The sequence below is a fragment of the Mesorhizobium sp. NZP2298 genome (genome assembly GCF_013170825.1).
Lineage (GTDB): Bacteria > Pseudomonadota > Alphaproteobacteria > Rhizobiales > Rhizobiaceae > Mesorhizobium.
Genome location: NZ_CP033365.1, coordinates 1,467,094 through 1,489,245 on the forward strand (window position 1 = coordinate 1,467,094; position 22,152 = coordinate 1,489,245).

General features: G+C 62.5%; 28 protein-coding genes and 1 pseudogene. 16 read left to right on the top strand and 13 right to left on the bottom strand.

The window, feature by feature from the left end; genetic code table 11:
* Positions 1-36: 36 nt before the first annotated feature.
* From EB231_RS07095 to EB231_RS07110, 4 genes are all read left to right on the top strand, one after another.
* Positions 37-696: an amino acid ABC transporter permease gene (locus EB231_RS07095; protein ID WP_172348200.1), complete on the top strand. Its 660-nt coding sequence runs from the start codon at positions 37-39 to the stop codon at positions 694-696.
* Positions 693-1,367: an amino acid ABC transporter permease gene (locus EB231_RS07100; RefSeq protein ID WP_172348201.1), complete on the top strand. Its 675-nt coding sequence runs from the start codon at positions 693-695 to the stop codon at positions 1,365-1,367. Before EB231_RS07095 ends, EB231_RS07100 begins: the two co-directional genes overlap by 4 nt.
* A 32-nt stretch (positions 1,368-1,399) precedes the next feature.
* The gene (locus tag EB231_RS07105) at positions 1,400-2,353 is read left to right on the top strand and encodes an agmatinase (RefSeq protein WP_172348202.1); all 954 of its coding nucleotides are present in this window, start codon (positions 1,400-1,402) and stop codon (positions 2,351-2,353) included.
* A 154-nt stretch (positions 2,354-2,507) separates the two neighbouring features.
* Complete coding sequence (locus EB231_RS07110) at positions 2,508-2,909, top strand: hypothetical protein (RefSeq protein ID WP_172348203.1); 402 nt, start codon at positions 2,508-2,510, stop codon at positions 2,907-2,909.
* A gap of 69 nt (positions 2,910-2,978) precedes the next feature.
* Here the strand turns inward: EB231_RS07110 and EB231_RS07115 are convergent, their stop codons facing one another.
* The 3 genes from EB231_RS07115 to EB231_RS07125 all read right to left on the bottom strand — a co-directional run bounded on the left by EB231_RS07115 (position 2,979) and on the right by EB231_RS07125 (position 4,410).
* On the bottom strand, positions 2,979-3,410 hold the full coding sequence (locus tag EB231_RS07115) for a GlcG/HbpS family heme-binding protein (RefSeq protein WP_172348204.1): 432 nt from the start codon (positions 3,408-3,410) through the stop codon (positions 2,979-2,981).
* A gap of 168 nt (positions 3,411-3,578) precedes the next feature.
* Complete coding sequence (locus EB231_RS07120) at positions 3,579-3,812, bottom strand: hypothetical protein (RefSeq protein WP_056576497.1); 234 nt, start codon at positions 3,810-3,812, stop codon at positions 3,579-3,581.
* 76 nt (positions 3,813-3,888) lie between these two features.
* Complete coding sequence (locus tag EB231_RS07125; RefSeq protein WP_172348205.1) at positions 3,889-4,410, bottom strand: winged helix-turn-helix transcriptional regulator; 522 nt, start codon at positions 4,408-4,410, stop codon at positions 3,889-3,891.
* A 92-nt stretch (positions 4,411-4,502) separates the two neighbouring features.
* Here EB231_RS07125 and EB231_RS07130 point away from each other — a divergent pair, with 92 nt between their 5' ends.
* From EB231_RS07130 to EB231_RS07145, 4 genes are all read left to right on the top strand, one after another.
* Entirely contained in the window at positions 4,503-5,348 is an 846-nt protein-coding gene (locus tag EB231_RS07130; RefSeq protein WP_172348206.1) for an alpha/beta fold hydrolase, read from the top strand.
* A 116-nt stretch (positions 5,349-5,464) separates the two neighbouring features.
* Positions 5,465-6,121 carry a glutathione S-transferase family protein gene (locus EB231_RS07135; protein ID WP_172348207.1) on the top strand — a complete coding sequence of 219 codons (657 nt, stop codon included), beginning with the start codon at positions 5,465-5,467 and terminating at the stop codon, positions 6,119-6,121.
* Positions 6,122-6,126: 5 nt separating this feature from the next.
* Positions 6,127-6,462 (top strand): ArsR/SmtB family transcription factor, encoded by a 336-nt coding sequence (locus tag EB231_RS07140; RefSeq protein ID WP_172348208.1) that lies wholly within the window; start codon positions 6,127-6,129, stop codon positions 6,460-6,462.
* Positions 6,463-6,473: 11 nt separating this feature from the next.
* Positions 6,474-6,938 carry an SRPBCC family protein gene (locus tag EB231_RS07145; protein ID WP_172348209.1) on the top strand — a complete coding sequence of 155 codons (465 nt, stop codon included), beginning with the start codon at positions 6,474-6,476 and terminating at the stop codon, positions 6,936-6,938.
* Positions 6,939-6,973: 35 nt separating this feature from the next.
* Here the strand turns inward: EB231_RS07145 and EB231_RS07150 are convergent, their stop codons facing one another.
* The 3 genes and pseudogenes from EB231_RS07150 to EB231_RS07160 form a co-directional block, all read right to left on the bottom strand.
* A complete protein-coding gene (locus EB231_RS07150) occupies positions 6,974-7,237 on the bottom strand; it encodes an ArsR/SmtB family transcription factor (RefSeq protein WP_027031521.1) in 264 nt (87 codons plus the stop codon).
* A gap of 31 nt (positions 7,238-7,268) precedes the next feature.
* Positions 7,269-8,528: pseudogene (locus tag EB231_RS07155) on the bottom strand (MFS transporter); the annotation flags it as partial.
* Between the two features lie 77 nt (positions 8,529-8,605).
* On the bottom strand, positions 8,606-8,800 hold the full coding sequence (locus EB231_RS07160) for a DUF1192 domain-containing protein (protein WP_027047479.1): 195 nt from the start codon (positions 8,798-8,800) through the stop codon (positions 8,606-8,608).
* A gap of 121 nt (positions 8,801-8,921) precedes the next feature.
* Between EB231_RS07160 and EB231_RS07165 the strand changes: the two genes are divergently transcribed.
* From EB231_RS07165 to EB231_RS07185, 5 genes are all read left to right on the top strand, one after another.
* Positions 8,922-9,932: an NAD(P)H-quinone oxidoreductase gene (locus EB231_RS07165; RefSeq protein ID WP_172348211.1), complete on the top strand. Its 1,011-nt coding sequence runs from the start codon at positions 8,922-8,924 to the stop codon at positions 9,930-9,932.
* Between the two features lie 293 nt (positions 9,933-10,225).
* The gene (locus EB231_RS07170; protein ID WP_064987068.1) at positions 10,226-10,366 is read left to right on the top strand and encodes a DUF1127 domain-containing protein; all 141 of its coding nucleotides are present in this window, start codon (positions 10,226-10,228) and stop codon (positions 10,364-10,366) included.
* 275 nt (positions 10,367-10,641) lie between these two features.
* A complete protein-coding gene (locus EB231_RS07175) occupies positions 10,642-11,745 on the top strand; it encodes a helix-turn-helix transcriptional regulator (protein ID WP_172348212.1) in 1,104 nt (367 codons plus the stop codon).
* Positions 11,742-12,836 (top strand): helix-turn-helix transcriptional regulator, encoded by a 1,095-nt coding sequence (locus tag EB231_RS07180; protein WP_172348213.1) that lies wholly within the window; start codon positions 11,742-11,744, stop codon positions 12,834-12,836. Before EB231_RS07175 ends, EB231_RS07180 begins: the two co-directional genes overlap by 4 nt.
* A 424-nt stretch (positions 12,837-13,260) precedes the next feature.
* Positions 13,261-13,953 carry a DUF1013 domain-containing protein gene (locus EB231_RS07185; protein ID WP_032931999.1) on the top strand — a complete coding sequence of 231 codons (693 nt, stop codon included), beginning with the start codon at positions 13,261-13,263 and terminating at the stop codon, positions 13,951-13,953.
* A 55-nt stretch (positions 13,954-14,008) separates the two neighbouring features.
* On the opposite strand, the gene EB231_RS07190 is transcribed toward EB231_RS07185, so the two are convergent.
* From EB231_RS07190 to EB231_RS07205, 4 genes are all read right to left on the bottom strand, one after another.
* Positions 14,009-14,728, bottom strand: coding sequence for a helix-turn-helix transcriptional regulator (locus EB231_RS07190; protein ID WP_027041910.1), 720 nt, complete (start codon positions 14,726-14,728; stop codon positions 14,009-14,011).
* A 72-nt stretch (positions 14,729-14,800) separates the two neighbouring features.
* On the bottom strand, positions 14,801-15,208 hold the full coding sequence (locus EB231_RS07195) for a hypothetical protein (protein WP_172348214.1): 408 nt from the start codon (positions 15,206-15,208) through the stop codon (positions 14,801-14,803).
* Between the two features lie 66 nt (positions 15,209-15,274).
* A complete protein-coding gene (locus EB231_RS07200; protein ID WP_172348215.1) occupies positions 15,275-15,865 on the bottom strand; it encodes a type 1 glutamine amidotransferase family protein in 591 nt (196 codons plus the stop codon).
* 143 nt (positions 15,866-16,008) lie between these two features.
* Positions 16,009-16,176, bottom strand: coding sequence for a hypothetical protein (locus tag EB231_RS07205; protein ID WP_081295019.1), 168 nt, complete (start codon positions 16,174-16,176; stop codon positions 16,009-16,011).
* 300 nt (positions 16,177-16,476) lie between these two features.
* Between EB231_RS07205 and EB231_RS07210 the strand changes: the two genes are divergently transcribed.
* The 3 genes from EB231_RS07210 to EB231_RS07220 all read left to right on the top strand — a co-directional run bounded on the left by EB231_RS07210 (position 16,477) and on the right by EB231_RS07220 (position 19,310).
* On the top strand, positions 16,477-17,430 hold the full coding sequence (locus EB231_RS07210; RefSeq protein ID WP_172348216.1) for a ring-cleaving dioxygenase: 954 nt from the start codon (positions 16,477-16,479) through the stop codon (positions 17,428-17,430).
* A gap of 141 nt (positions 17,431-17,571) precedes the next feature.
* The gene (locus EB231_RS07215; RefSeq protein WP_172348217.1) at positions 17,572-19,065 is read left to right on the top strand and encodes an ArnT family glycosyltransferase; all 1,494 of its coding nucleotides are present in this window, start codon (positions 17,572-17,574) and stop codon (positions 19,063-19,065) included.
* 83 nt (positions 19,066-19,148) lie between these two features.
* Positions 19,149-19,310 carry a hypothetical protein gene (locus EB231_RS07220; RefSeq protein WP_140776964.1) on the top strand — a complete coding sequence of 54 codons (162 nt, stop codon included), beginning with the start codon at positions 19,149-19,151 and terminating at the stop codon, positions 19,308-19,310.
* Positions 19,311-19,342: 32 nt separating this feature from the next.
* Here the strand turns inward: EB231_RS07220 and EB231_RS07225 are convergent, their stop codons facing one another.
* From EB231_RS07225 to EB231_RS07235, 3 genes are all read right to left on the bottom strand, one after another.
* Complete coding sequence (locus tag EB231_RS07225; protein WP_172348218.1) at positions 19,343-20,056, bottom strand: SGNH/GDSL hydrolase family protein; 714 nt, start codon at positions 20,054-20,056, stop codon at positions 19,343-19,345.
* A gap of 61 nt (positions 20,057-20,117) precedes the next feature.
* Complete coding sequence (locus tag EB231_RS07230; RefSeq protein ID WP_172348219.1) at positions 20,118-20,858, bottom strand: DUF899 domain-containing protein; 741 nt, start codon at positions 20,856-20,858, stop codon at positions 20,118-20,120.
* A gap of 247 nt (positions 20,859-21,105) precedes the next feature.
* A complete protein-coding gene (locus tag EB231_RS07235; protein ID WP_172348220.1) occupies positions 21,106-22,131 on the bottom strand; it encodes a class I fructose-bisphosphate aldolase in 1,026 nt (341 codons plus the stop codon).
* Between the last annotated feature and the right edge of the window lie 21 nt (positions 22,132-22,152).

Genomic DNA, 22,152 nt, shown 5'->3' on the forward strand with positions numbered 1-22,152 from the left:
CGACGACGGACAGTGCTTCTCCGTTCGAGCTGAAAAATGTTCCATTTTTCAAAAACACTGACCTTCCTGCCGCAATTCCTGACAGGCGCCGGCATCACGCTCGGCGTCTCAGCACTGGGGTTCCTGGCCGGCACGCTGATCGGCTTCGGCCTGCTGGCCTGCGGCCGGTCGCGCTGGCGCCTGGTTCGCTGGATCGGTGCGCTCTACACCAGCTTCATACGTGGCACGCCGTTGATCGTGCAGATCTTCGTCGTCTATTACGTGCTGCCGGGGCTGGTCGGTATCGATCTGCCGCCGCTTCTGGCGGGCGTGCTGGCGCTCAGCTTCAACAGCGCGGCCTTCGTCGCCGAGATCCTGCGCGCCGGGCTGACGCGCATTCCGGCCGGCCAGTATGAAGCGGCCAAGGCGCTCGGCCTGAAGCCCGTGGTGACCTGGTTCAAGATCATCATGCCGCAGCTGTTCAGGGCCATCATCCCGCCGATGGTCAACGAGTTCACCATGCTGGTGAAGGCCTCGTCCATCCTGTCGGTGATCGCCGTGGTCGAGCTGACCCGCACCGCGCAGAACATCATGAACGTTACCTACCGGCCGGTCGAGGCGTTCTGCATCGCGGCGGTGCTGTATTTCATCGTGCTGTTTTCCTGCAGCCTTTTGACCCGGCATCTGGAGCGCAAGGCGGAAGGCGCGCGCGCATGACGTTCGATTTCGCCGTCATCGCTGACAACTGGCAGATCCTGGCCAAGGGCTTTGGCAATACGGTGCTGATGTGCGCCGTGTCGCTGCCATTCGGCTTCGCACTCGGCATCTTGCTGGCGCTGGTGAGGCTGAGGGGCGGACGGCTGCCGGGGGCAATCGTGTCGGCCTATGTCGAGATCTTCCGCAACATCCCGTTCCTGATCCAGATTTTCCTTCTGTTCTACGCCTTGCCGATGTTCGGCATCCGGCTCTCGCCGGTGGTGGTTTCGATCGGTGCGCTGTCGGCCTATGCCAGCGCCTATTCCGCCGAGATCATCAGGGGAGCGATCCAGTCCATCTCATATGGCCAGGTCGAGGCCGGCTATGCGCTGGGCCTGCGCTACCTCACCATCTTCCGCAAGATCCTGGTGCCGCAGGTGCTCGGCTATATCCTGCCGGCGGCCACCAACCTCACCATCACATTGATCAAGGAATCGGCGATCCTGTCGGCGATCACCGTGCCAGAACTCACCTACATGGCCCAGAACATCATCGGCCGCACCTTCTCGCCGGTGGAGATCTTCACCGCCATCGCATTGCTGTATTGGGGGCTGACCGCCCTTGTCGCGGCAATCTCGCGCAGCCTGGAGCACAAGCTGCAGCCCCATCTCGCGGCCCGCCGTGGCGCCTGATCCAAAAAGCCTTTCAACACAGAGGAGACCCCATGTCCAAACTCACCACCGCGCCGCGCGATGTCTTCCAGACATTCCTGAATTTCCCGCTGGTCGAGGATCTCGACACTCTGAAGGCCGATGTCGCCATCATCGGCATGCCCTATGGCGATCCCTACACGATCGACGAGCTGATCAACGACCAGACCAACGCGCCGACGGCGGTGCGGCGCGCCTCGCAGCGCATCAGCCAGGCGCTCGACCGCTATGATTTCGATATTGGCGGGCCGGTCTTCGCCGGCCAAGACATCAAGGTGGTCGATGTCGGTGACGTGCCGGGCAATGCCGCCGATCATGTCGGGCACTACGGCAGGGCCGAGGCGGCGATCCGCAAGATCCTTGCCGCCGGCGCACTGCCGATCACCATCGGCGGTGACCACGGCATTCCGATTCCGATCTTCCGGGCGCTCGACGGCGAAGGCCCGATCACGCTGGTGCAGCTCGATGCCCATCTCGACTGGCGCGACAATGTCAACGGCGTCAAGGAAGGCTATTCCAGCACCATCCGGCGGGCCTCGGAGATGGCGCATGTCAAGGATATCTTCCAGGTCGGCATTCGTGGCCAGGGCAGTGCGCGCACCGAGGAAGTGGAGGCTGCCCGCGCCTACGGCGCCAACATCATCACCACCAACGAATGGCAGGATATCGGCACCGCCGCGCTGCTCAAGCGCATTCCGGATGGCGGCCGCTACTACCTTACCATCGACGCCGACGGACTTGACCCTGCGGTCATGCCGGCGGTGGAGGGCCCGCAGCCGGGCGGCATCAGCTACCGCCAGACGATCGACCTGATCAAAGGGCTGGTCGGCAAGGGTCGTCTCGTCGGCATGGATATCGTCGAGATCGCGCCGGCGCGCGATATCAACGAGATCACCTCGATGACGGCCGGCCATATCATCCTCAACGTCATCGGTGCCGCCGTGCGTGCTGGCTACTTCAAGCGCTGAGCCTTTTATCTCTCGTTTGCTCCATGTCAGCCGGGCAACCGGCTGACATGGTTGTTGCATCCGGTCTTCGACCGTGTTTGCGGCTGCGCACGAAAAATCTTGACGGCGTGCCTGCGGCGCATTCTACAGAAGGTGCCCCCTATGGAGACGCCAGATGTTCGGTGCCGTCCCGCTTTTGATCGTGCCTTTCATTCTCTACAATCTCGGCCTGCTGGGTATATTCGGCGGCGGCGACGATCCATGGGCGAGCGAGATCTTCTCATTCCGCATGATGTCGGGTGGGATTTTCTCGATGACGCTTGGCGACCTGATGGTGCTGCTCGGGCTGATCTTCCTGTTCCTCGAAATGGTGAAGGCGGCGCGCACGACCGGCGCTTCGATCATGGACCACCTTCTGTCGACGCTGGTCTTCGTCGCCTTCCTGGTCGAGTTCCTGCTGGTCAAGGGCGCGGCGCATTCCATCTTCTTCACGCTGATGATCATCGCGCTGTTCGATGTGCTGGCCGGGTTCGCGGTGTCGATGCGGTCGGCGAGCCGGGACATCAACCTGAACTAGGTCCTTCAGCGGAGGTTTGACGGGCGCTTGTGCCGACAGTTGGCGGAACGTCCGTCGGGTCTCCGGCCCTTAGCCTGGGTCGGCGGTAAAGCCGGCTGCTTCGATGCCGGCGATGGCCGCTGCCTCGTCATTGTCCGAGGTGTCGCCGGAAATGCCGACGGCGCCGATGATGGTGCCGGCCTTGTCGCGGATCAGCACGCCGCCGACCACAGGCAGTACGCGTCCGCCCGACACATCGGAAATGCCGGCGACCAGATGGGGCCGTTCCTTGGCGAAGGCCTCGACCTTACGTGAGCCCATGCCGATGGCCAGTGCGCCATAGGCCTTGCCCGCCGACATTTGCGGGCGCAGGAACGAGGCGCCGTCCTGGCGCTGGAAGGCGACCAGATGGCCGCCGGCGTCGAGCACTGAGACACCCAGCGGCTTGAGCTTGAGATCGGCACCCTTGGCGAAGGCGGCATCGATGATTTGACGGGCTTTTTCGAGCGGCAGTGCGGTCATGGCAATCTCCTGTTTGAAAAGGACAATGATCGGCGGCCGGTCGCACGAAGCAATCCCGGTTTCGGTTGAAATTGCTTCTCGCGAAGCGATGGGATGAAGGCCGGGGCTGTCCGAATGGTGCCGTCGAACTGATGTATCCGAGCAGTGTCGGTTCGCTGGAGAGCGGCGCTATTTCTTCTTGGCGCGCGCAGGCTTCTTGGCTGGCACTGCCGGCGCGTTGGCGAGGTCTTCGGCTTCCTTGGCGAGCCGCAGCGCCCGCAGCTTGTCGGTCTTGGCTTTGCGGGCATCACTCTCCGCGGCGTATTCCGCCATCGCTTTCTGGCGGACGGTTGCCGCCTCTTCCTGCTTCTTGAAGCGCAGATCGGCGCGCGCGCGGGCGGCATCCCGAGAGTTCTCAACCAAGACCTTATCCAATCCCGTGAATTGTGGTTTCCGCTTCTTCTAGCAGAGCCGGCCACTTAGCGGGGAAAATAGTTGGTCACGCGGCCGGGCTGGTACCGAGAGCCTTGCCGGCGACCACGGCTTCATAGGCGGCCTGCAGGGTCGCGCGGACAGAAGGGCCAGTCGCCGGATCGAGCGGCGTGCCGAGATGCTCATGGCGCAACTCGTCCATGAATTTCTCCCACAATGGCGGTCCGCCCTTTTCCAGGAGCTCAGCGCGGATCGAGAGTTCCTCGCTGGTCGGCAGCCAGACCCGGCCCCAGGCGCCAAGATGGGCCAGGATCGGCACCAGCGTGATGGCCATCTCGGTGAGGCTATAGATTGCCTTCTGTTTGTGCGAGGGATCGTCGGCCTTGGTCAGCATGCCGAGCTCCATAAGCCGCTTCAACCGGTCGGCGAGGATGTTTGAGGCAATGCCTTCCATCGATCCGTTGAGCAGCTCGCGAAAATGACGCCTGCCGCCGAAAATCATGTCACGCAGGATGATCAGGCTCCAGCGGTCGCCGAACACTTCCAGCGACAGGTTGATCGGGCAGCCGGATCGGCGATCGAGGCTCATTCGATTCTCTCCATAAAACCAGTTGCATTATCGTATCAGTTTCATTACAGTGCAACTGATTGCAAAATGCAATCAGTTCGGGAGACCATGCAATGGCGACTATCGACCGTCCCCTGATCCTGTCCGAAACCTTCGGCGATCCCGAAAGTCCTCCGCTGCTGTTGATCATGGGCGCGATGGCTTCGATGCTGTGGTGGCCGGTGGCATTTTGCCGGGAGTTGGCGGATGCCGGGCTGTACGTGATCCGCTACGACAATCGCGACACCGGTCGCTCGACCAAATATCCGCCTGGCGAGCCGCCCTACACATTCGACGACATGGCGGACGATGCGATTGGCGTGCTCGACAGTCATGGCATCGGCAAGGCCCATGTCGCCGGCATGTCGATGGGCGGCATGATCGCGCAACTCGTGGCGCTCAGGCACCCCTCCCGTGTTGCATCGCTTACCGTGATCAGCAGCTCGCCGATGGCGATGGACACCTCGCATCTGCCAGGGATGAGCGACGCCTATATCGAGCATTCGGCCGAGGGCGCCGACGTCGACTGGACGGATCGCCGCCAGGTGATCGACTTCATGGTCAGGGATGCGCGCGCGATCGCCAGCATCGCCCATCCATTCGACGAGCCCGGGATGAGAGCCTTCATCGAACAGGATTACGACCGATCCGGCGGGTTCCTGAGCGCGACCAATCATTTCTCGCTCAAGGGTAGCGCCGAGTGGAAGGGCCGCCTGCACGAGATGCAAGCCCCGCTGCTGGTCATCCATGGTACCGCCGATCCCATTTTTCCGATCGAACATGGCGAGGCGCTGGCCGAGGCGGTCGCCGGCGCGAAATTCCTTCGCGTCGACGGCGGCGGCCATGAATTGCATCCTCAGGACTGGCCGGCGATATCGGCCGCCATCATTATGCATATCAGGTCCAACCAGGGGACCTGATATGCCGGGCTTGACGGGCAAGGCGCGGCACAATAGTGAAGTAAATGCTTCAGTATTGACCCGGCAGGACATGCGGTTCCCGCCCCGCCGACGAACCAGAAACAGGCGAGCAAAGAATGTCCCTGACGCTGCATTTCCATCCCCTGGCCTCCTTCTGCTGGAAGCCGCTGATCGCGCTCTACGAGAACGGCACCGCCTTCAACCCGGTCATCGTGGATCTCGGCGACGAGCAATCGCGCGCGGCCTTCCTCAAGATATCGCCGACCGGCAAGATGCCGGCGCTGCGCGACGATGCGCGCGGCCGCACGGTATTGGAATCGACCATCGTCGTCGAATATCTGGCCGCGCATTATCCGGGGCCGGTCGAACTCGTTCCCGCCGACGTCGACCCGGCGCTGGCCGTCCGCCAGGCTGACCGCTTCTATGATTTCTATGTGCAGGAGCCGATGCAGAAGATCGTCGGCGACCGGTTGCGTCCGCAGGACAAGACCGATCCGTTCGGTGTCGAGCAGGCGCGGGGCCAGCTACGCACCTCCTACGCCATCATCGAACAGGAGATGCAGTCGCGGAGCTGGGCGGTGGGCGATGCCTTCAGCCTGGCCGATTGCGCGGCATCTCCAGCACTCTTCTATGCCAACAAGGTCGAGCCGTTCGGCGACAAATATCCGGCCGTGAAGCGCTATCACGACCGGCTGCTGCGGCGCCCTGCCTTCGCCAGGGTGATCGAGGAGGCGCAGCCCTACTTCAAGTTCTTTCCCTACAATAATGGCTGACCGGGATGCTGCACGATCCCGCCCAGCTCGACCTGATGTTCCAGGCGCTTGCCGATCCGGCGCGACGGCAGATGGTCGACCGGCTGTCGCGTGGCCCCGCCTCGGTCAGCCAACTGGCCGAGCCGCTGGCGATGTCGCTGTCGGCCGTCGTCCAGCATCTCAACGTGCTGGAGGCGAGTGGCCTGGTGCGCTCGCAAAAACTGGGACGGGTGCGCACCTGCCAGATCGAGCCGAAGGCATTGAGAGCGGCCGAGCACTGGATCAACGAGCGGCGCAACGCCTGGGAACGCAGGCTGGACCGGCTTGGCGATTTTCTCGCCGAAACCACCGGCGAAACATGAAGGAGGCTTGAGTGAACCAACGATCCGTCGTCCACTCCACCTTTGTCGTCGAGCGCTTCTATCCGGCGGCACCTGCAAGAGTCTTCTTCGCGCTCAGCAATTCTGATGCCAAGCGGCGATGGTTCGTCGATCCCCACGACCCGATGTCCAGCCGGCACGAAATGGACTTCCGCGTTGGCGGCAGGGAAACCAATGCCGGCTGCCCGAGCGATGGGCAGATGCATTTCTTCAACGCGGTCTATCAGGACATCGTGCCGGACAGCCGCATCGTCTACAGCTATGAACTGCTGTTCGGTGAAACCCGCGTCTCGGTGTCACTGGCGACGATCGAGCTCATGGCGGAAAGCGGCGGCACGCGGCTTGTGATGACGGAGCAGGGGGCCTTCCTCGATGGCCACGACACGCCGGCCACGCGTGAGCATGGAACGGGCGAACTGCTCGACGCGCTTGGTGCATTCCTGCATGTACAGACCTGACCATCGGGGCGTTGTCGAAGGTTGAGGGCGCTGGATCAGGCCTCCCAGAATTGATCGAGCCAGATGTTGAGCTTCAGGAAGCCAGCGTTGCTTACCGTATAGACACGCCGCGTGCCTTCGGCCTTGGCGTTGACCAGTCCGGCGTCGAGCAAGACTTTCAGATGCTGTGAAACCGCTGGGCGCGACACTGGCAGCCCGGCCGCCAATTCGTTGACGGTCTTCGGACCGCGTCGAAGTTCTTCCAGAAGATGGCGCCGATTGGGGTCGGCGATCGCCATGAAGGCGTCGGAAAACATCATGCCTCATTTGTGAGGCAAAGTTTTTCAAATCTCAACTGTCTGTTTCTTCTTTTCTTCTTGGATCAAGCCGCAATGCTTCAGGGGTCACCGAGCGGTCGGCCGGTTGCGTCTTGAACGCATCGCGATCGCCGATCGGCACCGGAGCGCGGCGGCTGATGCGCAGCAGCGTGTAGCCGGCCAGCGACAGATGCGCGAAGGCGGTCGCCAGGAACAGGCCCTCAGGGCGCATCCAGCCCATCAGCGCGGCTGCCAGCAACGGGCCGATCATGGTGCCGAAGCCGTAAAGCAACAGCAGTCCGCCCGATACCTTGACGAAATCCTCCGCACGGGCGTGGTCGTTGGCATGCGCCACGGCGATCGAATAGAGCGTGTAGGCGAAAGCGCCGTAGGCAGCGGTGAAGACGATGACGAAGACGGCTGAGCGGGGTTCGAACAGGAAGATCATGAGTGCAAACAGCGCCGCGCCGAAAGCGGCTCCGGCCAGCACGAAACGCCGGTCGGTCTTGTCGGACAGACGCCCGGCCGGCAGTTGCATGGCGGCGCCGGCGACGACCACAAGGCTCATCATCAAGGCGATCTCGGCGGTGGAAATACCAATGCGGGCGCCGTAGACAGCACCAAGCGTTCCCCAGGCGCCGTTGGCGATGCCGATCAGCAGGCAGGCGATCGCCGACACCGGCGAGTTGGCGTAGAGCCCCTTGACGTCGAGTTTGACGTCCTGCAGCGGTTTGGGGTGCGAGGCCGTCGAAACCGCGGTCGGGATCAGCGACAGGCAGAACAGGATGCCGGTGATCATGAACAGCGATGCCGATTTCACATCGCCGCCGGCGACGATCATCTGGCCTCCCATGATCGAGGCATAGGTGACCATCATATAGAGGCCGAAGACGGTGCCGCGGTTCTCGTTTGTGGCTTTCTCGTTCAGCCAGCTTTCAATGACCATGAAGGCGCCGGCCATGGTGAAGCCGGTGAAGGCGCGCAGCAGGATCCAGACATATTCGTCGATGACCAGGCCGGTGAGCAGCGCCACAATGGCACCGGACGCGGCAAAGGCGCCGAAAGCGCGTACATGCCCGGCGCGGCGCACGATGCGCGGCGCAAAAAAGCAGCCGGTGACGAAGCCGCCGGCCCAGGCCGTGCCCATCAGGCCAAGCGAGGCTGTCGAAAACCCTTCCACCTGGCCGCGCAAGGGCAACAGCAGCCCATGCAGGCCCGATGCCGCCAGCAGGAAGGCAGTGCCGCGAAGCAGGGAGAGGATCGGCCTGTAGGATGCGAGCATTTTTTGATCCGGCTGGACTCTGGGAGGGACACAAGGTCTGAAGACAGTCGCATTCGGGCTTTTCGGCGGCGGGCCGTTGCGCTCGTCGCCTATCCGCGGCGGAACAGCGCCTCGGCGGCCGATTTGGTGTTGTCCTTGGCCTTGAGTTCGGCCTCCAGCCGGGCGATTTCGTCGCGCAGGATGCCGATGCGCTCCGACAACTCGCCAACCGAGAGCAGCGACAGGTCCTGCCCGATCTCGTGCGGACGCGCCTTCTTCTTGGGTTCGTCGTCGAAGATCGCCATGGTTGCTCCTCCTCCGCCAGACCAGATTGGCCATTTGCCTGATTTGGCAATGAGCATACATAGGGCAAGGGTGTCGATGCAAACAGCCGGTAAGAACGCGGCGAGGAAGATGGGAAAGTTCATGGCGAACGGACAGAAGATTCCGGCAAGGATGACAGCGATCGCGATCTCGGAGCCAGGCGGTCCACGGGTGCTGAAACCGGAAACCCGCGACGTGCCCCAGCCTGGTCCCGGCGAGATCCTGATCAAGGTGCATGCCGCCGGCGTCAACCGGCCCGACGTGCAGCAGCGCAAGGGGGCCTATCCGCCACCGCCCGGCGCATCGGACCTGCCGGGCCTCGAGGTCTCGGGCGAAGTGGCCGCGCTTGGCGACGAGGTATCGCGCTGGCGCATCGGCGAACGGGTCTGCGCGCTCACCCCCGGCGGTGGTTATGCCGAATATGTCAAGGTTCACACGGGCAGCGTGCTGCCTCTGCCGGCCGGGTTCACTCACACGGAAGCAGCAGCCGTGCCGGAGAACTATTTTACCGTCTGGCACAATGTGTTCGAGCGCGGCGGCCTGAAGACGGGTGAGACGCTGCTGGTGCATGGCGGCTCGTCCGGCATCGGCACGACGGCGATCCAACTGGCTTCGGCCTTCGGCGCCTATGTCATCACCACCGCCGGCTCCAAGGAGAAATGCGACGCCTGCCTGAGGCTCGGCGCCGACCGCGCGATCAATTATCGCGAGGAGGATTTCGTCAAGGCGGTGAAAGAGGCGACGGACGGCAAGGGTGCCAATGTCATCCTCGATATGGTTGGCGGCGACTATGTCCAACGAAACTACGAGGCGGCGGCGATCGAGGGCCGCATCGTCCAGATCGCGGTGCAGGCGGGCGCTGTTGCCACAGCCGACTTTTCCAAGATCATGGTCAAGCGGCTGACACATACGGGTTCGACGCTGAGGCCGCGCACCGTCGAGTTCAAGGCGGCAATCGCGGCGGCGCTGGAAGCGCAGGTCTGGCCGCTGCTCGGTACGCGCAAGGTCGCTCCGGTCATGGACATGATCTACCCCCTCACGGATGCCTGGCGCGCGCATGAGCGGATGGAGGAGGGCGAACATATCGGCAAGATCGTGCTCGACGTCGGCTAGGACGTATCGATATTCAGGTGAGCCCGGCCTGCGAATGGCGGCTTCCTGCGCTTCCGGTGTTCACGTACTTTAAGTACGCTCCGCTCCGGTTCTCGGAACTCACCATTCTCGGCTCGGCCTGACCTGAATCCCGACACGTCCCGGCGTGGGTGTCAGTGCCTACAAGATGAACAGAAGCTTAATGGTGCAATGCAGCATTTGCATCATTGCTATGCAAAATCGGCCGTTCAAGTCCTCATCGATGATCACTATCTGTGCAGTATCGAAACGAACACCCCATCAGGAGGACCATCATGAACCCGATCCGCGCTTTCCGTAACTGGCGCATGTACAACGAGACCGTGCGCGAACTGAACCGTCTCAACGCGCGTCAGCTCAGCGATCTCGGTATCAACCGCGCCGACATCGAACGGATCGCCCGCCAGGCGATCTGATTTCAAGCACGACCCGGCCGCAAGGCCGTGCACGTGCCGAGAAGCAGAGCCGTCGCAGACGCTTCCCGTCTCCGGTTCCGAACCCGCTGGACCCCGTCCAGCGGGTTTTGTCTTTTGGGGCAAGTGTATAAGCCGCCGTTAGACCTCTATCAGGCGCTGGGCAGGCTTGACCTCAGTTTTCAGCATGCCATCTTGACAGAAGGGGATCGGTTGCTGCGTGAGGGCGTGGTGGTCCGGCCGGCAAGCCACAACGCCGAAGAAGGCTTCCACGCTCGATGTTGGATGATCTTACCGACAAGATCTACGAAGCTGCTTTCGTGCCGGATCTGTGGCCGGACGTGCTGGAGGGCATAAATGCTGCTTCCACGTCGGTGGGGGGCGCCGTTTTCCTTTTCGCCGACGAGCAGCCGGTGCGCGGAAGAACGGTCCCGTTGTTGCAAGACCTGCTAAGCGAGTTTCTCGTCGGAGACACTCTGCAGTTTTCGACAGCGGTTTCGCGCATGTGCGCGGTTCAACCGGCGAGCTTCGTCGATGTCGAAAGCTTCCTGACGGCCGAGGAAATCGAGAATGATCCGGTCCGTAAACGCCTGCGTGCGCTCGGTATCGGCGCCCATACGTGTACCGCCATTCCGATGCCAAGTGGCGAACTGGCGATCTTCGTGTTTCAGCGTAGGCTGGGCGAAGGCAATTACGACCGCAGCGGCTTCGATGTGCTCGACAATCTCAGGCCGGCCATGGCAAGAGCAAGCCTGGTCGCCGCGCGGCTCGGCCTCGAAAAAGCCAGGGGGACTGTCGCGGCCATGACCGCCATCGGCTTGCCGGCGGCGGTCCTCTCCTCGAGTGGGCGGGTGCTTACCGCCAATCCGTTGCTGGAAGCGATGTCGTCCGTCTTTCTTCCAGTGGCCCTTGGCGGCATGGCTATCGGGGATGCCGATGCCAACCGGCTGTTTCAGCAGGCCATCGTCGCGGCACGCAGCGAAGTCGAACCGCCGGTCCGATCGATCCCGATCCCGGCCGCCGCCGGCCGGCAGCCTCTGATCCTCCACCTCTTGCCGTTGCGCCGCGCCGCGCACGAGATTTTCTCCGGCGCGGACATTCTGGTCGCGGCAACGGCGTTGAGCGCCAGTTCCACGGTCCCCTCGCCAAGCTTGCTTGCCGGGCTTTTCGATCTGACGCCTGCCGAAGCGCGTCTGGCCGCATCCCTCTCGCAAGGGAAAATCCTGGTCGACGCCGCCGCCAATTCGAACATCACGGTGAAGACCGCCCGGACGTATCTGGAGCGAATATTCGCCAAGACAGGGACCGGCCAGCAAAGCCAGCTCGTCGCGCTGCTCAAGAGCGCGGAATTACCCCAGATAAACATGCGCGAGCAGGAATGATCGTCGAACTGACCGATCGTATCTACGAAGCCGCCTTTGTACCCGAGCTATGGCCCGGCGTGCTGGACCAACTGAGCACGGTCTCCCATTCGGCCGCCGCCTCGCTCGTCCTGTTCCGCGATCGCGTCCCGCCGAAATTCATTGCGACCGATCTGATTGCGCCAGTGCTTGAGGCCTTCGACGCTGCCAATGGCTGGCAGAAGAGCGAGGAGGTGCAACTCATGTTTTCGATGACGCCGCCTTCGGCCTTTATCTACGACGCCGATTACTTTCCTCCGGAAGCACTGGAGAGCAACCATCTGCGTCTCGAACGAACCCGACCGCTGGGGATCGGCGGGCAGGTCGGCTCTTTCGTCTTCATGCCGACAGGTGAGATGGCGCTGTTTTCGACCGAACGATGGCGTCACAATGATCGTCCTTCCGGGGAGGACATGGCGCGCTTGAATGCCTTGCGACCGCATCTTGCTCGCGCCGGTCTGGTAGCATCAAGGCTTGGGCTGGAACGTGCCCGTGGTACTGTCTCGGCCATGGAGACAATGGGATTGCCGGCTGCCGTCCTGTCCTCGGCGGGCAGGGTTCTGGTAGCCAATCCGCTCCTGGAAGCGATGCCGGCTATTTTCCGTCCTGCTGCTCTTGGCCGCATGATGATCGGCGACTCGGATGCTGATCTTCTGTTCCAGAAATGCGTCGGGGCGATGGTTGGCCATGGGGAATTTTCCGTCCGGTCAATCCCGTTGCAGGCGCAAGAGGGACGGCCACCGCTCATCATTCACCTGTTGCCGCTGCATCGCTCCGCTCACGATATCTTTTCGGGCGGCGATATCTTAATGGCTGCGACGGCGCTGAGCGCCAGTTCAATGGTCCCATCACCGACCCTGCTCACCGGCCTATTCGATCTGACGCCGGCCGAGGCGCGTCTAGCCTCGGCACTCTCGCAAGGCATTGCGCTGAAAGACGCGGCGGCCACGTCGAAGATCACCGTCAAAAGCGCGCGAACGTATCTCGAACGGATTTTCGCCAAGACCGGTACACGCCAACAAAGCCAGCTTGTGGCGCTTCTCAAGGGCGTTGACCGTTTCTCGGCGCCATGATCACGGCTTTTATCTTCGGCCCAAGAGCTCGATCGACTACCGGCGTCGCAGCGGCTCGGTGCTCTTGAGCAGGGCCACGAGTTCGCTTTGCTGTCGTGTGCCGGTCTTGGCGAAAATCCGCTTGAGATAGGTGCGTCCGGTCTCGGTCAATCTGAAGCCGAGCGGCCCGCAGGCGCCAGATACACCGTCGCCGATCAGCCCAAGCCAAAGGCTTCAGGCCCTCCGCCCGATGCGCCGTCCATTGCCGTACAGCCGAAGGGCGACGCCAGGCCAGTCAATCCTTAGCTGTCGCGCCATTTGCTGGCCTTCCCAAAAACATTGCGAAACGGCAAGGGAACGGTTATACAGGCCGCGAATTTCCCATTTTGGTGGCTCTAAACCACCGCCCGCGCGGGAACGCGGGCGAACGAGAAGGATTTTTAAAATGGCCAATACGCTGCTGATGCCCAAGGCGACCGCCGTCTGGCTGGTCGACAACACCGCGCTCTCCTTTGAGCAGATCGCGCAGTTCTGCGGGCTGCATCCGCTCGAGGTCAAGGCGATCGCCGACGGCGAATCAGCACAAGGCATCAAGGGCATGGACCCGATCATGACCGGTCAGCTGACCCGCGACGAGATCGCGCGCGCCGAGAAGGATCCGAACCAGCGGCTGAAGCTTTCCGACCCCAAGGTGCGTGTGCCGGAATCCAAGCGCAAGGGACCGCGCTACACGCCCCTGTCGAAGCGCCAGGACCGGCCGAACGCCATCCTTTGGCTGGTGCGCAACCATCCCGAACTCAAGGACGCGCAGATTTCGCGTCTCGTCGGCACCACCAAGTCGACGATCGAGCAGATCCGCGAACGCAAGCACTGGAACTCGGCCAATCTGCAGCCGATGGATCCGGTGACGCTGGGTCTTGCCTCGCAGATCGACCTTGACATGGAAGTCAACCGCGCCTCACGCGGCCGCGAGCAGGCGCAGCCGGTCGGCGACACGCTGCTGCCCGCCGCCCTGACCGAGCGGCTGGTGCCGGCTCCCGAAAAGCCGAAGGACGAGGATGCCGAACTCGACGCCAATGCCGTGTTCGCCAAGCTCTCGGCGCTGAAGTCGAAGAACGAGGACACGGACGACGAATAAGGGTTTCGACAGACCAAAAAAGCCCGCTTCGAGCGGGCTTTTTTATTGGGCGATCTCAGCTTCGCGCCACGCGGTCAGGCGCCATGCCGTAATCCTCGCTGCGCTCTACCGCCCGGTAGAAGTCGGCAAGCTGCTTGCCGCGCTCCGGCTTGAAGATGCGGCCGGCGATCACCACCGAGGCGATGCGGTCAATGCGGAAGGCGCGGAAGTCGTCGCGCATCTCGCACCAGGCGACCAGCGTCCACACCTTGCCCCAGAACCAGAGGCCGAGCGGCCTGATGTCGCGCGCGGTGCCGCGGCCGGCCTCGTCCGAGTAGTCGATGGTCAGCACCTGGCGCTTCTCGACCGCACGCTCGATCAGGTCGATCGCCTCGCGGGCGGCGTCGCTGACCACCCACATCGGCGTGTGGATCTCGGTGCGGGCGATGCGGTCCTTCTCGGCATCGGGCAGCACGGCGCCGATCTTGACCAGCGCCTCGTCGGCGGCGCGTGCCATGGCGGCGCCGCCAAAGGCGCGCACCATGCGCGCGCCGGCAACCAGCGCCACGATCTCGTCACGCGTGAACATCAGCGGCGGAAGGTCGAACCCCTCCCTCATCATGTAGCCAACACCGGCCTCGCCGTCGATCGGCACCCCGGTCGACTGCAGGTCGGCTATGTCGCGGTAGATTGTTCGCTCGGAAACCTCGAGCCACGTGCCAAGCTTCTGGGCGGTGACCAGACGGCCACCCCGCAGATGCTGCACGATCTGAAAGAGCCTGTCGGCGCGGCGCATCGTTTGCTTCCCCAGTGGTTCTCCTATGCATGCCGTGGCTCCCAGACCGGATCCACTTGCAGATGACATGCATTACGGCTTCAGTCCTTCGCGCTTGCGCTGCGCGGCAACGAACTCCGCGCCAAAGGACAGTTTCTTCGTTGTCGGCGTCTTGGCATCGAGCACGCGCCAGAAGGGAGCGATGTCGCTCAGCATCATGCCGCGCTCGAGGTCTTCCTTGGCGGCTTCGGCAACCGTGCGCAGATGATAGCCGACAGTGACCGGACATGTCACTTCGGCGCCGTTTTCGATGGCAAGGGCGGTGCGCAACGCACGGATATCCATCTCGACGCCTTTCGGGATCGAGCGGATGAAATCGTCTACTTGGCGAGCGGTCGGCACCAACATCGGTTGGCCTTCGACCACGTCACCCATCGTGCGCGGCGTCGGTTTCACGCCGTTGATGCCAGGCGTGTTCAGCCTGTCGTTCCAGCTTTTCATCGATCGTCCTCTCGGCCGGCCTTGCGCATTGTCCCACCATCGCACGCGCCTCCTGACAGCATACTGTCAGGAGGCTTCAGCATATTCCCTGGCGAACAGCGTTCGCATCTGAGCGAGATCGCTGCTTCTTTCAGGATAGAGCGTCTTCAAAAAGGCAAGGGCAAAGGTGCCAGGCGCCGATCCCGGCGCGGACACGATCTTGCCGTCGGCGACGGCATGCGGCACGTCCTGATAGTTGCTGTCGCCGGCATAGCCGGCTTCATGGCCGTTGATCCAGTCACGGCCATTGCTGGTATGCTTGGCTTCCTCGAACATGCCGGCCCGGGCCAGCGCCAGCGTGCCGGCGCAGATACCGCCAACCACGCCGCCGCGCGTTGCGACGGCGTTGAGCAGTTCGGCGACATCCGGCGGCGCCTTGCCCGCCCACTGATCGGAACCGATGACGGCGACAGCATCGAGATCGGCATTCTCTTCAACGCCGGCCGAGCGGTCAGGCGTCAGCCGAAAACCGCTGATGCCGGTCACCGGCCTGCCTTCGGGGGTCAGCGACACGGCGCGGGCGCCGAACCATTCAACCGCCGAGGCCGCAAGCAACCCATATTCCCAGTCGGCAAACCCCTCGATGAAAAGGAAACCGATTGTCTTCTGATTGGGCATAAGCTCGCTCCATCCCTCGGCGCGCCGTAGCTCTGTTTTCATGCATGTCGTGCCCCCAAAAACGGGGGCCACTTTTGGGCGACATGCATTGATATCTGGGCATTGGCGCGTCCACGTCCAATATCGACGTCGAAAAATTCGCCTCAATTGCCGGGGGAGCGACGTTCCGCATACATATCCGGCCAGCCGATATCCTTGCGGATGTCCGCGGGCAGTGCATTCATGAAACGCTGCGTGCGGATCTCGTTGCGCATCGTGCGAACCTTGCCGACATAGTGCTGCATGCCGCGCAGAATGGTGAAACCGTTCATGGCTATTCTCCTCTCTCTGACTAAAGGCAGTATCGCACATCCCTCCTGACAGCAGTCTGTCAGGAGGATGGCAGGGTTCGCGGCGATAGTTCCGCTTGGTACAGATCCTCGGCAGGCCGTCCTCGAACCGCAACCTCGGACCAGCACACGGGAAGGAGGATTGTTCACTGTATGAGTGCTTATCAAGGCGCTATTGTCCAACCCATGACGACGGACTGTCGGGATACAAGGCCTTCAGCGATGGCATCGCAGTTCTGATATGACAGGAGAAAATTCTTCCCCAAAAACAGGGAGACGACCATGAGCCTGCAACTGACAGGAATCCACCATCTGACCGCCATCACCGCCAATGCACCTGGCAATCTTCACTTCTACACGAAGGTGCTGGGCCTGCGGTTGGTCAAGAAGACAGTGAACCAGGACGATACGTCGGCCTACCACCTCTTCTATGCCGACGGTGAGGCAACACCGGGCACCGACCTCACCTTCTTCGACTGGCCGGTGGGCCGCGAACGACGCGGCACCCACAGCATCGCGCGGACCAGCCTCAGGGTCGGCAGCCAGGAGAGCCTAGCCTGGTGGAAACAGCACCTGGCCGCTGAGAACATCGTGACAGGAGAGATTGCCGACATCGGCGGCTACCCCGGCCTGGATTTCGAGGATCCTGAAGGCCAGCGTCTGCGGCTGATCAGCGATGGCGGCAAGGGCGGCAGCCACCCCTGGGCGCAAAGCCCGGTACCGGCCGAGCATCAGATTCGCGGGCTGGGGCCAATCGTCATCAGCGTCCCCGACATCACCAATACCGAGGCGGTGCTGACCAGGGTGATGAACATGCGCAAGGTCCGTGACTATGCCTCGCCGGACGGCGAGGGCCAGGTCCACGTCTTCGAAATGGGCGCGGGCGGGCCGGCGGCGGAGCTCCATGTCGCCGTGCAGCCCGGCCTGGCGCCGGCAAGGCAAGGCGCCGGCGCGGTTCACCACGTCGCCTTCAGGGCGCCGGACCAGGAGACGCTGCATCAATGGACCGCCCGCCTGGGCGAATTCCGCCTGCCGTCGAGCGGCGAGGTCGAGCGCTACTACTTCCGCTCGCTCTATTTCCGCGAGCCGAACGGCATCCTGTTCGAGATCGCCACGGACGGGCCAGGCTTCACCGCAGATGAGCCGCTGGAGACGCTGGGCGAAAGCCTGGCCCTGCCGCCATTCCTCGAACCGAAGCGCGCCTCGATCGAGGCCGGCCTCAAGCCGTTGAAGTAGATCGCTCCCCAGTCAAGAGCAGGCGCCACGGTCCGGGATCGTGGCGCTGCCCTGTCATTCGCGGATGAATGGAGCGCTTTGACAGCCGGCCGTGATGCAGGTCAAAAAGGGCGGCATGTCGAAACTCCTCGCGCCCAGGCCATGACCGTCAGCCAGTCGATCAAGCAAACCGGCTGGGTCGGCCTGGCACAGCGGGGCGATTCCCAGGTGCTGGCTATGTTGGTGCTGGCCGCGATCTCGGCATCGCTGGCCTTCTACAACATCGATTTCCCGTACGGGATACAGCCGGACGAGTCGATCAAAGTGGAGTTTGCCGCAGGGCAGCACCACAATTACGCACATCCGCCATTGTTGATCGTACTGGCGCGCTTCGCGGGATGGCTTTCCGGCGCGTCGAACGAACATGACTATTTGCTGGCTGGCCGAAGTGTCAGCGCGCTGGCCTGTGTTGCGGCAAGCATCCTCTTCTATATCGTGTTGCGGCGATACGCGGATGATATCAGTGCCTTCCTGTGGGCCTGCGTTTTCGCGGTCTCGCCAGCCATCGCGGTTCACGCGCATTACTTTAAGGAAGACGCTGTCCTGATCTTCGCCCTGTGTGTCGGGCTGCATGCGCTCGTGCGGCTGAAGGAGCAGGCCAACTCAGTCAATCTCGTCTATTTCGGATTTGCGCTCGGCCTCGCCGTCTCGGCGAAATATGTGGGTGCCGGCAACAGCCTCGTTCTTTTCATCGTGGCGATCGTCTACTGCCGGCTCGGCCTCAGGCAGACCATCATCATCGTCGCCACTGACGCGCTTACCATATTGGCGATCTTTGGCGTGTCGCTGCTGACCGAGGCCGGAAGTGGCCTTTCAACGGTGATCAAAGGCCTTGGCTCGGAACTGATGCACGCTGAAACGGGCCACGACCTCAAGGAGTGGTTCTGGGAGGGATATGGACTTACGCATTTCCGTCACCACCTGATCCCCAGCCTCACCGGCCCGACCGTAGCGATCGCGCTTGGGGCGATCGCTTTTGCCATCATCGCCGACCGCAACAAATATGTTGCCGCCTACGCGGGCGGGGCCTTCATCTGGCTCTTCCTGCTCGAACTCTCGCCGCTCAAACTCGTCGGCTCCATGCGTTACGTCCTGCCGGTGGTTGTCTATCTGCTGTTGGCCACGGGTATTGCCTGTTCCAGGTCGATCGGGTCGCGAAGCAGGCCGGTGGCGATCGGACTTGGACTTGCCGCGATGGTTGCCAGCGCGCATGCCGGCATGGCCTATGTCGCGAACCTGGGCCGGGAAACAGATACACGCTTTGCAGCAATGCGCTTCCTCGAGAAGCAAGGCGTCACGCGTTTCGTCGTGGATTTTCCAATGGGAGAGCCGGCACCGGCAACCAGGGACTACCGCGACCTCTCGTCAGCAGACTACCTCGTATCGTTGAAGTTTCAGCGACATCTGCGTGGCGGAGGATTGAGAGCGCAGGATCCGCTAATCTATCAGCTTGCCGGCATGTTCCATTGCCTCGATGGCCATGTCGCGGCGCAATTTTCGAAGCCATATGGGGACTATGGCTATGTCGCGCCGACGGTAAGGATCTATGATCTGCGCAACGCGCGATCCTGCATCCCCGCTAGCATGGTCCGCTGATGGCATGCGCTGAAACATCTGGCTTCGGCCGGTGGTTCATAAGCAGGTTTTGACAGCCGGTCGCGTTGCTGGTCAAAGGCAGCATGACGAAACTCCTCGCCCTTGTCATCGTCGGCTTCATGGTCATCCAACTGATCAAGCCAATCGGCTGGCCCGGGCTCAAGCGGCGCGCCGATTTCTGGAAGCTGGCGCTGCTGGCGATGGCCGCGATCTCGCTGGCGGCCGTGCTCGGGCATTTGACATAGGCCTTCCCAAGACAAGATCGGCTTCCTCGCTGTCAGCTGGCGAGGACCATGCCGACGAGATGTTCCGCCCAGGCCCGGTAACCCGCCTCCGAGGCATGAAAGCCGTCCGAGGCAAAACCGGCCTCGGGATTGGTGATCGGCAGGCGGGGTGCGGGCACTGCGCCGCGCTCGAGGCAAAGTCGCTCGCCCATCCTGTTCATCGCGGTGGCGCGAATTTCGAGGATTTCGCCCAGCAGCGTCGGCATGGCCGGCGCCCGCGTGAACTCCAGCACAGGCGACCACACCACGCGCGCCTCCGGCCATTTGGCGCGCAGCGCGTAGAGCAGTCCGCCGAACTCCTTCTTGAAGCGGGGCACGGAATGAAAATTCTTGGTGTCGTTGGTGCCGATGGCGAGCACGATATGCGTCCACGGATCGGCCGACAGATTCGGCAGGACGTGATCGCGGATCTGGCCCGACGTCGCCGAATTGAAGCCGGCGGCGCGCCAGCGCACGGCGTGGCCGGTACGTTGCGAGATCAGAATGGCGAGCTGCGCGGCAAGCCCGTCCTCGGAATTGCCTATGCCGACCGAGGCGGCGGAGGAATCGCCCAGCACCAGCAGCGAGATCGCCGGTGGCTGGCCTGATATCTCGTGCATGACCGGTCCCTGCGCGGGCAGCATCCGTGAGGTGCGGCGGCGCACACCCAGTCCCTGCCAGACATAGACGGGGAAGGCGAGCCAGGTGAGAAGGGCGGGAAAACGCATGGCGATACCGTGGAATGATCTGCGGCAGGCTTAGCGCATGTTTCGGCGGAGGTGAACGCCTTCAGTCGCAGCAGCCCGGCTGAGCCGACTGCTTGTCCTGATATTCGTCGTGCAGCCGCACCCAGTCCATCAGGCCATGATAGGGGCCATTTTCATTGCGGCCTTTCGGCGTCATATCGAGATAATCATAGGCGCCGATCTGCGCCTCGCCGCCGCGGGCACGCGACAGGAAGGTGAGGAAGATGTCGCCGTTCTCGTCCTTGTAGAAAACACTGGTGCCGGGAAGCTCCTTCGATGTCCGCGGACGTGTCTCGAAATTGTAAGTGGTGTCGCCGGCCGCAATCTGCTTGTCGGTAAAGGAAACCTGCATGTCGAAGTTGAAGTCCGAGGCATAGGACGACACCCAGTCGAATTTCCAGCCCATGCGCCGCTTGTAGGGCACAAGCTCGGCCAGCGGCGCGCGCGAGATCACCACCAGGGATACGTCGTGATGCCTCAGATGCTGGTTGGCGCCGTCTATATGATCGGCAAGGAACGAGCAGCCCTCGCAATGATGCCTGCAACCCGGCCCGAACATGAAGTGGTAGACGATCAGCTGGCTGTTGGCGCCAAACAGGTCGGCCAGTTTCTTCGGCCCCTGTTCGGTCTCGAAGACATAATCCTTCCTCATCTTCAGCCAGGGTAATTCACGCCGCTCGGCCGCGATGCGCTCGCGAAGCCGGGTCAGTTCCTTCTCGCGGGCCAGATGTGCCTTGTGCGCCTGGAACCAGTCTTCGCGTGAAACGATCTTGTTGCGATGCATGAATCTCTCCCTGTCTGCACCCCAAGGACGTTCGGGATGAGCGCAAACCGACATCGCTCGTTGGTTGAGCATGATCTCTGGGCAAACCGGCTGCCGTTTGTCCGAGAAGACCGGCTTCCAATTTTCGGATCATCCTCCAGCGCCGAGAGGGAGATAAGGATGGACAGGCTCCATCCCAAGCCCGGGCCTGCCGCAAACAAAACCCGGGCGCATTGGCCCGGGTTCGAAAAAGACGAGAGAACCGTCTTCAGGCGGCCTGTTCGAGGCTCGCCTTCCATTTTCCGAGCGCCGCCAGATAGTTCATATGAGCGCGATGGGTGAAGGCGGCCTGACCGGCGGCGACGTTCGATGCCTTCCCGCTCCAGGCCTTCTGCGGGGCGGCCTGCAGCGCGCGGCCGTAGGAGAAGGTCAGCTTCCACGGATGCGGACCGATGGCGTTGATGGCGTTGAGGTTGGCGGTCGCCTCCTCGTCCTCCTGGCCGCCGGAAAGGAAGGCGATGCCCGGGACCGCCGCCGGCACCGTCTCGCGGAACAGTTTTATGGTCATCTCGGCGACCTTTTCGGGACTGTCCACCGTGCCCGACTTCTTGCCCGACAGCACCATGTTGGGCTTCAGGATCGTGCCTTCGAGCACGACGCGCGCCGCGTAGAGCTCGTCATAGAGCTTAAGCAAAGTCATCTTGCTGATCTCGTAGCACGTGTCGATCGAATGGGCGCCGTCCATCAGCACTTCCGGCTCGACGATCGGCACGATGCCGGCTTCCTGGCAAAGGGCGGCGTAGCGGGCCAGTGCATGGGTATTGGCGCCGATGGAGGTCGCGGACGGCACGCCCTTGGCGGTGTCGATGTCGATCACCGCGCGCCATTTGGCGAAACGGGCGCCAAGCCTGTAGTAGTCGGCAAGGCGTTCACGCAGGCCGTCGAGGCCCTCGGTGATGGTGTCGCCGGGGAAGCCGGCCAGAGGCTTGGCGCCGGCATCGACCTTGATGCCGGGGATGGCGCCTGCCGCCTTGATTATGTCGACCAGCGGCGTGCCGTCGGCGGCCTTCTGGTGGATCGTCTCGTCATAGAGGATGACGCCGGAAATATACTTGGCCATCGCGTCCTTGGCGCGGAACATCATCTCGCGATAGTCGCGGCGGCTGTCGGCGGTCGATTCGACGCCAATGACATCGAAGCGCTTCTTGATCGTGCCGGAACTTTCATCGGCGGCCAGCAGGCCCTTCCCGTTGGCCACGATCGCGGCGGCAATGTCTTCGAGACGTTCGCTCATCATGCTTCTCCTGAACCGGTT